General features: G+C 32.1%; 12 protein-coding genes. 11 read left to right on the forward strand and 1 reads right to left on the reverse strand.

What is annotated here, in order from left to right; genetic code table 11:
- Positions 1-15: 15 nt before the first annotated feature.
- Positions 16-1,260: an aminoacyltransferase gene (locus BB045_RS05760; RefSeq protein WP_037550094.1), complete on the reverse strand. Its 1,245-nt coding sequence runs from the start codon at positions 1,258-1,260 to the stop codon at positions 16-18.
- A gap of 254 nt (positions 1,261-1,514) precedes the next feature.
- Here BB045_RS05760 and BB045_RS05765 point away from each other — a divergent pair, with 254 nt between their 5' ends.
- The 11 genes from BB045_RS05765 (at position 1,515) to cobA (ending at position 11,634) form a co-directional block, all read left to right on the forward strand.
- Complete coding sequence (locus tag BB045_RS05765) at positions 1,515-1,874, forward strand: DUF4467 domain-containing protein (RefSeq protein WP_053025049.1); 360 nt, start codon at positions 1,515-1,517, stop codon at positions 1,872-1,874.
- A 23-nt stretch (positions 1,875-1,897) separates the two neighbouring features.
- Entirely contained in the window at positions 1,898-2,494 is a 597-nt protein-coding gene (locus tag BB045_RS05770; RefSeq protein ID WP_075140586.1) for a DsbA family protein, read from the forward strand.
- Positions 2,495-2,785: 291 nt separating this feature from the next.
- On the forward strand, positions 2,786-4,336 hold the full coding sequence (gene adcA, locus BB045_RS05775) for a zinc ABC transporter substrate-binding lipoprotein AdcA (protein ID WP_070442586.1): 1,551 nt from the start codon (positions 2,786-2,788) through the stop codon (positions 4,334-4,336).
- A 137-nt stretch (positions 4,337-4,473) separates the two neighbouring features.
- On the forward strand, positions 4,474-4,989 hold the full coding sequence (locus tag BB045_RS05780) for a YceI family protein (protein WP_053025047.1): 516 nt from the start codon (positions 4,474-4,476) through the stop codon (positions 4,987-4,989).
- A 151-nt stretch (positions 4,990-5,140) separates the two neighbouring features.
- A complete protein-coding gene (locus BB045_RS05785; protein WP_070442581.1) occupies positions 5,141-5,620 on the forward strand; it encodes an SRPBCC family protein in 480 nt (159 codons plus the stop codon).
- Positions 5,621-5,679: 59 nt separating this feature from the next.
- A complete protein-coding gene (locus BB045_RS05790; protein WP_011274973.1) occupies positions 5,680-5,862 on the forward strand; it encodes a hypothetical protein in 183 nt (60 codons plus the stop codon).
- A gap of 141 nt (positions 5,863-6,003) precedes the next feature.
- On the forward strand, positions 6,004-6,825 hold the full coding sequence (locus BB045_RS05795) for a formate/nitrite transporter family protein (protein WP_075140587.1): 822 nt from the start codon (positions 6,004-6,006) through the stop codon (positions 6,823-6,825).
- Positions 6,826-7,017: 192 nt separating this feature from the next.
- Entirely contained in the window at positions 7,018-7,734 is a 717-nt protein-coding gene (locus tag BB045_RS05800; protein WP_053025044.1) for a sirohydrochlorin chelatase, read from the forward strand.
- A 235-nt stretch (positions 7,735-7,969) separates the two neighbouring features.
- Positions 7,970-10,381 carry a nitrite reductase large subunit NirB gene (gene nirB / locus BB045_RS05805; RefSeq protein WP_053020462.1) on the forward strand — a complete coding sequence of 804 codons (2,412 nt, stop codon included), beginning with the start codon at positions 7,970-7,972 and terminating at the stop codon, positions 10,379-10,381.
- 3 nt (positions 10,382-10,384) lie between these two features.
- Positions 10,385-10,699, forward strand: a complete 315-nt coding sequence (gene nirD / locus BB045_RS05810; RefSeq protein WP_070442574.1) for a nitrite reductase small subunit NirD — start codon at positions 10,385-10,387, stop codon at positions 10,697-10,699.
- On the forward strand, positions 10,690-11,634 hold the full coding sequence (cobA, locus tag BB045_RS05815; RefSeq protein ID WP_075140588.1) for a uroporphyrinogen-III C-methyltransferase: 945 nt from the start codon (positions 10,690-10,692) through the stop codon (positions 11,632-11,634). The genes nirD and cobA overlap by 10 nt, the downstream gene beginning before the upstream one ends.
- Positions 11,635-11,718: the final 84 nt, after the last annotated feature.

The raw sequence follows: 11,718 nt of genomic DNA on the forward strand, positions 1-11,718 counted from the left end.
TTTTTTGCTTTATAGTTATTTACGTTCTAATAGTTGTTTAACTTTGTATGCAAGTGGGTGTATCGGTTTAATGAAATCTCCAATGTATTCGTAAACATTAGCATTGAAGCCTTTTTTAAATTGTTGCACACCATAATCTTCAGCATCTTCACTAAAGTCACCTGTAATACCGTAGAAATTATAACGATCTACATTATGTTCTTTTGCGAATTTAATCATATCCCATTGTAAACGATATGCGCCCATATACGCATTATATCTAGGATTTGAACCACTGGATAAATAATAAACTTCATGTTCATTATATAAGTATAAAGCCGCAGCTAGATTAAGTGTTTCGCCTTCTTCAGCAATTTTATCTTTCGTTTCATTTAATTTGCGTTCATTACTATCAACTTGTTGTTGTATTTGTGTGCGTTTATTTTTATTTTTCTTAGAGTTAGGGTTTTCCTCTAATACAGCATCGACTTCGGATAATTGTACTGTTAATGAATCGTGTTTTTGTTGGAGAGTAGATAAGTAATCCTTTAAATCAATATAGGCAAGTTTAAGCATTGCATGGTCTTTATACGTTTTTTGCATTTCATAAAAGTATGGTTTGTCTCTAAATTTGAAACCATGTTTTTCTTCGGCCATTTGGAATAATTCAAAGAACGTATCCGTTTCATCCATAGGTAGCGTTCTTACTTTTACGCCCATTTCATACGTTTTTTTAATGTTACGACGTGTTTGATAGTCCATTTCTTTTAATAATTGATCTTCTGACTTGTCTTTTAAATCTAAGACAGATAACCAACGTATTTGACTCATTGTGCTATAACCTACTGTCCATCCTTGATGTTTGTAACCTAAATCTTCCAACGTTTTGATGACTGCTCGGTTATCGTAACTTTCTAAAATTTCTCCATCAGCATTACGTAGGTTCTCCAAAATATAAGGATCAACTAATACATATAAGCAATTATGTTTTTTTAAATAACTTGTTAGTGATTTAAAGAAAAAGTGAACCAATTCAATATTACTGTAGTCCATGACAGGTCCACGATGTGTATAAAAGTATTTGAACACTTTTAAAGCACGTGCCTCAGTCATTAAAGTTGCAGCGATGACATTGTCGCTGTCATCTTTGACACCTACAACATGCACATCACCTTTTAATTCATTTCTGTTTTCAAAGTGAATTCGAGATTGTGTGTAATGAGAGAAATGACTGGATGTAAATTTCTCAAATTCCTCCGGTGATAAAGTTACGAATTTCATATTCATCTACTCCTCTGCGTTTTTAAGAATTATCCTTTATTTTAACAAATAACTACAACTATTACACAAGATAAGTTATTAAATCACACCGTACTTTAGTTGTGGGTTAAAATATATATTTAATTTATAATAATAAATATTTTTAGAAAACTAAATTTTTATGAACTAGCGCATATTTTAAAACCATTGTATGATAGTATTTGCAAAAGAAGTATTATGATAGATAGAGAGAACTGGGCAATAGGAGTGAATATATGAAACGTATATTAGTTATGTTAAGTGTCGGTATATTATTGCTAGCAGCGTGTGGTAACGATAAATATGTCGATAAAATAGATAAAGCTGTAAAAATCCAAGATCAAAAGCAAGAACAAATGTCTAAGAATGATACAGGAGATATGGTTAAACACTTTGATAAAAAAGATGCGAATATTTATGTTTATGAAGATGGAAAGTATGTTGTCTTAGCGTATAAACCTTTAAGTAATAATGAAGAAGTTCATTACTACACTTATCAATTTGATGGTAAAAAAGCGAAACGCATTGATAACTTTGATACAAAACAATATATCGAATCACATGATGCTGATTATAAGGAAGAAAATATGAATTAATATGTTATTACAAAGGAGCATCTATGAAAAAGAGAATTTTGTTAATAAGTATGATGATGGGTTTAATAATCATCATAAGTGCTTGTTCTAATGACAACAAGGAAAAGCAGCCACCTAAAACTGAGAATGGCAAAATTTTAATCGTTGAGTATGGAGACTTTAAATGTCCATACTGTAAAAAAGTGGAAAAGAATGTAATGCCAACAATTAAAAAAGACTATATTGATACGAATAAAGTAGAGTATCAATTTATTAATGCTGGATTTCTTGGTAAAGATTCAATCGTCGGCTCTAGAGCCGGAAACGCAGTGCAAAAAGTTGCACCTAATGAATACTTAACTTTTCAACGTAACGTATTCGCGAATCAAAAAGACGAGGATAAAAAGTGGTTAACAGAACAATTTCTTGATAAAGAAATTGATAAGTTAGATATTACGACGCAACAAAAATCTGACATTAAAAAGCAGTATAAGACTAAGAACAGTGAAGCTTGGAAAAAAGCAGAAAAACAAAAGGAACTAACAGAAGATAATAATATTGATACTGTTCCAACTGTTTTTATAAATGGAAAAAAAGTGAAAGATCCTTATAAAGTCGAAGAATGGAAGAAATACTTATAGTCACGATGTCATAGTGAGTAACGCTGACATTCATTTTGTGTTATATTGTAACCACTAAAGAGAAGTGGAATAAATTTAATAATGTTGATTCAAATAAGAATTGTAGTGTACTTCACTATGATTCTTCTTTTTTTAAAAATTTAGAAAGGTAGTAACTTAATCAATGATAGATATTTTTAATAAAAGATGATTTTTATTAAATTGAAAATAAAAAAATAAAAAACTATTGTAATTTTATACAAATAAAGTTATGCTTTTAAATCGTAAGTATTACTATTTAGGAGGTATAAAATGAAACGCTTTTTAAGTCTTACTGTTTTGATAACTATTATTGTATTTATATTAGTCGCTTGTGGAAAGGAAGATCGTTCTAATAAAGATTCTAAAGGTGATAACAAAATGAATGTGTCTACAACTGTATATCCTTTGCAATCCTTTATAGAGGAAATAGGTGGTAACCATGTCAATGTATCGTCTATTTATCCTGCTGGCACAGACCTACATGATTATGAACCAACTCAGAAAGACATGTTAAAGGTTAATCAATCTGATTTATTTGTATATACAGGTGATGATTTAGATCCAGTCGCTAAGAAAGTTGCAGCCACAATTAAAAATGATAAAAAGAAAGTTTCATTACAAGATAAACTAGATCAATCAACACTACTAACAGACCAACACGAACACGGTGATGAAGAACACGAGGATTCACATGGACACGAACACCATCATCATGGTGGGTATGATCCACATGTATGGTTAGATCCTGAGAAAAATAAGGTGTTTGCTAAAGAAATTAAAGATCAGCTAGTAACTAAAGATCCAGAACATAAAGATGAATACGAGAAAAATTTTAAAAAATTAGAAAAAGAGTTAAATGATATTGATAATAAAATGAACAACATTACTAAAGATAAACAAGGTAATGCTGTATTTATTTCTCATGAATCTCTAGGTTATCTCGCAGATCGCTATGGCTTTGTTCAAAAGGGAATTCAAAATATGAATGCTGAAGATCCTTCTCAAAAAAAACTTACAAACTTAGTAAAAGAGATTAATGAGAAAAATGTTAAATACATATTGTATGAGGATAATGTTGCGAATAAAGTAACTGAAACAATCAGAAAAGAAACAAATGCAAAACCGTTAAAATTCTATAATATGGAGTCACTTAATAAAGAACAATCTAAAGATGCATCGATAAATTATCAAACATTGATGAACAAAAATATTGAAGTATTAGATAAAGCATTGAGTTCCAATATAAAAGTACAAGACGAAAAAGCTGAACATAAATATGATAAAGCTATTTCAGATGGTTATTTCAAAGATGAACAAGTTAAAGATCGTGCATTATCAGATTATGAAGGTAAATGGCAATCAGTGTATCCCTATTTAAAAAATGGTGATTTAGATGATGTAATGAAACATAAATCTGAAGAAGATAGCACTATGACAGAAAAAGAGTATAAAAAATACTATGAGAAAGGTTACAAAACTGACGTTTCTAACATAAATATTAAAGGTGACAACATTACTTTTGAAAAAAATGGGAATAAGGTTACTGGAACGTATGAATATGTTGGTAAAAAAATCCTAGATTATAAGAAAGGTAATCGTGGAGTTAGATTTATTTTTAAATTGAAGCACTCTGACAAGCAAACATTACCTAAGTACGTTCAGTTTAGTGATCATAATATCGCACCTAAGAAAGCAGAACACTTCCACATTTTTATGGGTAACAACAATGAAACATTACTTGAAGAAATGGATCATTGGCCAACGTATTATCCTGCCTCATTAGATAAGGACGATATTAAAGAAGAGATGTTAGCACATTAATAAATTTAAAATTTGAGTCTTTTTACTTGTATTTCCATATAAGTTTCTTTATTATATTAAGTATAATAATTATACAAACTATAGTGCTGATTTTCAGTTACGTAGTTTCATAATTTAAATAATGGAGGTATGTACACATGGCTAATTTAAATTTAGATCCAGCACATTCAGGAGTTAACTTTTCTATTCAACATTTAGTTGTATCAAATGTTAAAGGACGTTTTAACGAATTTGACGCTAACATTTCAGGTGATTTCAATGATTTAAGTTCATTGCAAGGTACTTTTACTGTTCAAGCAAATTCAATTGATACTAAAGTAGCAGATCGTGATAATCATCTTAAAAGCGCAGATTTCTTAGACGCTGAAAACTACCCAGAAATTAAATTTGAAATTACTAAAGTAGATGATAAATCAGTTACTGGTAACTTAACTATGAAAGATCAAACACATGAAGAAACTTTTGATTTAGATTATAAAGGTACTAGTTTAAATCCATTAAACGGTAAAAACACTGCTGGTTTAGTAATTACTGGTAGCCTTAACCGTGAAAAATATGGCATTACGTTTAACCAACAACTTGAAACTGGTGGTTTCTTATTAGGAAAAGACTTAAATGTTGAATTTGATTTAGAATTTCCACTTGAAGACTAATCACTAGTTATACTACTTAATAAAAATACTCATATGGCTCCCTACAAAGTAGATATTAATGAATGTAAACTTTGAAGGGAGCTTTTTTGTAATTAAAATCAATAACTGGTAAATTCAGAGAGCATTTAACAAATAGATAGGGGGGATTTAAATGTCAATTCAACTAAAAGATAATAAAATTATATTTAATAGAACGTTTGAGGCGCCAATAAATGAAGTTTTCGAGGCATACACTACGGAGACGTTATTCGAACAATGGTTTCATCCTCAAGGAGGTAAAACAAAAGTTTTTCGTTTTAACCCAGTAGTCGGTGGTGATGCCTTCTTTGCGATAGAAATGCCAGAACAAACAAGTTACACATTGACTGAATATAAAAAGGTGGATAAACCTAATCATATTGAATACTTAGATTTCTTTGCTACATCTCAAGGTGAGAAAGATACATCATTACCTGGGATGCAAATTTTGATTGATTTCACTTCAGAATCAGCGCAAAGCACGCTTGTAACGTCAACTTCAATCTTTCCAACAAAAGATGCGGCGCAACAAGCACTTGATATGGGTGTAGAAGCGGGAATGAATTCTACATTGGATCAACTAGAATCACTCTTGGAACAAAAAAAGTCATAGGTATGTCAAAAAATTCAACTATATTTAAGTTATAATGTAGTTGAAATGAGGTTGATGATATGAAAGAAAGATATTTAAAAGTACTAGCTTTATTTTCAGTTAGTACATTAATACCAACAGTACTACTCAATTCAAAGGCAATTGATAATAGTGCAATTAAATATGTTTTAAGAACAGCGCTAGGCTATGGCATTTTTGCTACAGGTTTACGCTATTTATCAAGACTTAAAGCACATAAATAGTGAATTACTAAGTGAGGTAGAATCGTGTCTACATGATACGATTTTACCTCACTTTTTTACCTAAAAAATTTAAGCTATTCATGTTTTTTTATAAAATATATAATTGAAACATAACCTTAAAGGATGCAGGGGGGCATACATATGTTGAAGAACAATAAAACGGTTGAGGACACCCATGCAACGCGTGATATTGTAGAAGCTGCTGTTGGGCAGGTACAGACGAAAGAAATTATGTCTACAAAAACGCCTGGTAGATATGCATTGAAAACAATCATGTCAGGTTTTTTATTAGCAATCGTAACGGTATTTATGTTGGCAATTAAAACACAATTTGCAGCCACTAATGAAGGTTTAGTTAATTTGCTAGGTGCGATTGCATTTAGTTTAGCTTTAGTATTAATTGTGTTGACGAACTCAGAATTACTAACTAGTAATTTCATGTATTTAACGGTCGGCTGGTATTATAGAGCCATTACTATTAATAAGATGTTGTTCATTTTCTTATTCTGTTTTATAGGGAATATTATTGGCGGATTCATATTATTCTTCTTAATGAAAGGGACGCATATTATGACGCCAGAAATGATTGACAGCTTAAGTAAGACAGTACATATGAAAACGGTAGAATCAACTTGGTTAAATATTTTAGTTAAAGCGATCTTCTGTAATTTCTTTATTAATATTGGTATATACGTGTCTATGTTATTTAAAGAAGGACTGGCAAGAGCATTCTTTATTGCCGTAGGTGTTGTTGTGTTTGTATTCATGGGTTATGAACATGTTGTCTTCAATGCTGGTTTATACGCAGGTATGGTGTTCTATAATTTAGATGCACTATCATGGTTAGGTGTTATTAAAAATATTGTGTTTGCTTTAATTGGTAACTATATCGGTGGTGGTATATTTATTGGTTTAGTATATGCGTATTTAAATGGTTCACGTGATAGTATAAAAGCTAAGTAATCAATAATAGGGTTGTGTTATCACTAAGTTAAATGAGTAAATAGCACAACCTTTTTTATTGAATTAATTCAACCACATTATTGAAAAAAGTTGACTAAATTATGATTAAAACATATCATTTTAATCAACATTAAAGCATTTTATGACCAAATTTTAAAAGCACTAAAGTCTTATATAAAGGGGATGAAGCGATTGGTTGCGAATATATTAGTGGCACACGGCATGAGAAAAGGTGATCAAAATAAAGCATTGGGAGAATTCTTAGATCGTTTATTAAGTGATGAAACGTATGAATATGAATTAGCGTTTATTGAAAGTGAAGAAAAGAGTATTGAAAATACGATTGGTCGTTTAATAAAGCAAGGTGAAACTCAATTTAAAGTTGTACCTCTTTTGATCTTTTCGGCAATGCATTATATCGTCGATGTTCCTGAAATTTTATCAAATATCAAAAAAGATCATCCTGAAATAAGTTACGAAATTAGTGAACCGCTTGGTACGCATGACTATATGGTAGATTTAGTTGAAAAACGTATTCAAGATGTTGAAATTTCTACCTCCTCTAATTATGCGATTGTATTAATCGCACATGGTAGTTTCTCATATACGAAAGCACATGATGAGTTAAAGGAATTTAGTGAAAAAATGAATCAACCTGTACCTATCTTTTGTCGTACGCTATATGGTGACATTACTTTTAGAAATGACTTGGATCAACTTTCGAATGAGTATGATGAACTTATTGTAGTGCCAATGTTTTTATATGATGGGCGACTAGTAAACAAAGTAAAACGACTCATTTCAGAAATGGATATACAGGGTACGCTTCATATTACACCATCTATTAATTTCGATAATATATTGAAGGAAATTATTAGTGAACGTTTAAAGCAATTAACATTTAATTAGGATTTATAAGCTGAGGCACTATGTTGTCTCAGTTTTTTATTGTAATTGGACAAGTTATTAAACGTATTAGGGAATTCCCCGATTTTTAATTAATTTGTGAAAATCATCACATTTGAAGTAGGATCTGTTATAGAATAGCAGTGAAGAAACAAATGTTGAATATCAAACATTTTAAAAAACAAAAAATTGCAAATGGAAAATAAGTAAATTTAAAGTGATAAAAGGGGCATATTTTATGACTAAACAAAAATTAGTGATGATTGGAAACGGTATGGCGGGATTAAGAACGATAGAAGAAATTCTAGAGCGTTCAGATTCACAATTTGACATTACAATTATTGGGAAAGAACCTTATCCAAACTATAACAGAATAATGTTATCAAATATATTACAGAAGAAAATGACTGTAGAAGAAACAATAATGAATCCATATGAATGGTATGAAGAAAATAACATTCAGCTCATCGTCAACGACCCGGTAGAGACGGTTGATCGTTCAGCACAAACAGTAACAACATCAAAAGGTGTTGAAGTGAACTATGATATTTGTATATTTGCAACAGGCTCTAGTGCTTTCGTATTACCGATACCTGGATCAGATTTACCAAGTGTTATAGGTTGGAGAACAATAGAAGATACTGAACGCATGATTGAAATCGCTAAAACGAAAAAGAAAGCTGTCGTTATTGGTGGCGGATTATTAGGACTTGAATGTGCACGTGGTTTAATGGATCAAGGTATGGAAGTAACTGTATTACACTTAGCAGAATGGCTTATGGAAATGCAGTTAGACCGTAAAGCTGGCGGCATGCTTAAAGCGGATTTAGAACGTCAAGGTATGAATATCGAGTTACAAGCGAACTCTAAAGAAATTATTGGTAAAGATGATGTAGAAGCGATTAAATTGGCGGATGGAAGAATAATCGAAACAGATTTAGTGGTCATGGCAGTCGGTATCCGTCCATTTACTCAAGTAGCACGTGATGCAGGTCTAGAAGTAAATAGAGGTATCGTTGTTAATGATTATTTACAAACATCAGACCCTAATATTTATGCTGTTGGCGAATGTTCAGAGCATGACGGCAAAGTATATGGTTTAGTCGCACCGCTCTATGAACAAGGTAAAGTGTTAGCTGACTACCTAACTGGAAAAGAAACAGAAGGGTACAAAGGTTCTACAACTTTCACTTCATTAAAAGTGTCTGGTTGTGATTTATATAGTGCGGGACAAATTGTTGAAAATGAAAATGTCCATGGTATTGAAATTTTCAACAGTGTCGATAATATTTATAAAAAAGTCTATTTGAGTGATGGTCAAGTTGTCGGAGCAGTATTATATGGTGATACAGATGATGGCTCAAGATTCTATAATATGATGAAAAAACATGAATCTTTAGAAGACTATACATTAGTATCATTATTGTACAAAGGTGGAGAAGAAGCGGTAACTTCTATCGCTGATATGCCAGACGATGAAACTATTTGTGGCTGTAACGGTGTAGATAAAGGTACGATTGTTAATGCGATTACGACTAAAGGATTAACATCAGTGGAAGAAGTAACGAAAGCAACTAAAGCGGGTAATTCATGTGGTAAATGTAAAGGACAAATTGGCGAGTTATTACAATGCACATTAGGTGATGACTTTGTAGCAGCGAAACCTACCGGAATTTGTGCTTGTACTGATTTAACACGTGATCAAATTGTTACGCAAATAAGAGCTAAAGGTCTAAAAACATCTAAAGAAGTACGTCACGTACTAGACTTTAAAGATAAAAATGGCTGTCCAAAATGTCGTCCAGCAATAAACTACTATTTAAACATGGTATACCCACATGACCATCAAGATGAAAAAGAATCACGCTTCGCAAACGAACGTTATCATGCAAATATTCAAAATGATGGTACATTCTCTGTTATTCCACAAATGCGTGGAGGCGTAACAGATGCTGACCAATTAATAAGATTAGGTGAAGTTGCAAAAAAATACAATGTTCCATTAGTTAAAGTAACAGGTTCTCAACGTGTAGGTTTATATGGATTGAAGAAAGAAGAATTACCTAAAGTATGGGAAGATTTAGGTATGCGTTCAGCTTCAGCATATGGTAAGAAAACACGTTCAGTTAAAAGTTGTGTAGGTAAAGAATTCTGTCGATTCGGTACTCAATACACTACACGCTTAGGTATTCGTTTAGAAAAAACATTCGAATACATTGACACACCACATAAATTCAAAATGGGTGTGTCTGGTTGCCCACGTAGTTGCGTTGAATCAGGAGTTAAAGATTTCGGTGTTATCTCAGTAGAAAACGGTTATCAAATTTACATCGGTGGTAACGGAGGTACAGATGTTACAGTTGGTAAATTATTAACTACCGTTGAAACTGAAGATGAAGTTATTCAATTATGTGGTGCGTTAATGCAGTATTATCGTGAAACTGGCATATATGCAGAAAGAACTGCACCATGGTTAAATCGTTTAGGCTTTGAAAATGTTAAAGAAGTACTACTGGATCCTGAACGTCAAAAAGAATTATTCGATAGAATTATGGATGCTAAAAAAGCGATTGATGGACATGGCGAACCTTGGGAAGCAATCGTTGAAGATAAAGAAGCTCGAAAAATCTTTGAAGTTGAGAGGGTGTAACATATGAAATCTATGGAAAAAGTAAAAGTAACTACAATAGAAGAATTAACACCATTGATTGGGAAAAAAGTGATTGTTGATGGTAAGGAAATTGGCATTTTTTTAACTGAAAGTGGAGACATTCATGCGATTAATAACATTTGTCCTCACAAACAAGGGCCATTATCAGAAGGAACAGTAAGTGGCGACTACGTTTATTGTCCTCTACATGATCAAAAGGTTGATTTGAGAAGTGGTGAGGTACAAGAACCTGATACTGGATGTGTTGAAACATATCCAGTTGAAGTCATCGATGGAGACGTTTATGTATGTCTGTAGATGAAAAATCAAAGGTTTACTTGATAGGTGCTGGACCTGGTAATCCTAATCTTTTAACGAAAAAAGCAGAACGATGTATTAAGAAAGCTGAAGTTATTCTATATGATCGTTTAGTAAACCCACTCATACTTCAATATGCACCCGCTGGTGCGGAATTCATTGATGTAGGTAAAAAGCCTTACGCTAAACACATACAACAAGACGAAATTAATTTAAAAATCGTTGAAGCGGCTAAAAAGTATCAAACAGTCATTCGTCTCAAAGGTGGCGATCCAGCAATATTCGGTCGTGTTACTGAAGAAGTCAATACTTTAAAAGACTATGGAATCGAATATGAAATTGTTCCTGGTGTAACTTCGGCAAGTGCCGCTGTTGCAACAATGGATTTAGGATTAACAATGAGATCAGTAGCACCTAGTGTGACCTTTTCAACAGGTCATTTCAAAGATTCAATCAATCAAGAAACAGATATACGTAATTTGATTAATGGTGGGACATTAGCCATCTATATGGGGATAAAGCGATTGGGCCGTATCATTGAGCAAATCACAGCTTATACTTCAGAAAACTATTCGATAGCAATTGTATTTAATGCTACGTGTTATAACCAAAGCGTCATCATTGGTAAATTAAGCACCATTGAGCATCAATTACAACAACATGAACTTGAAGGTGAACCAGGAATTTGTATTTTAGGTGCTATTGTTGACCATATTGATAAAGATAAAGTGTTGAAACAAGAGCATGAAAGAAATTTAGATGATTTATTATATGTTATAAAAGGTTCGAAAGAAGATGCTTTATTAAAAGCTGAAGAATTATCTGAAACAGGATATCGTTGTTTAGTGCAAGTTGATGAAAGTTACCATCCATCACAACAACAATTATATACACAAATAATCAATAACAATAAAATTAAATATATTAATTTATAAGTCATCCTTGCAGGAGTGGTATAACGAATTCTTAGAACGTTATGTACCACTACCTGCTTTTTTGTTTTTTAGGGATTCCCCCAT

It is taken from the genome of Staphylococcus sp. MB377, from assembly GCF_001922505.1.
Taxonomy (GTDB): Bacteria; Bacillota; Bacilli; order Staphylococcales; family Staphylococcaceae; genus Staphylococcus; species Staphylococcus haemolyticus.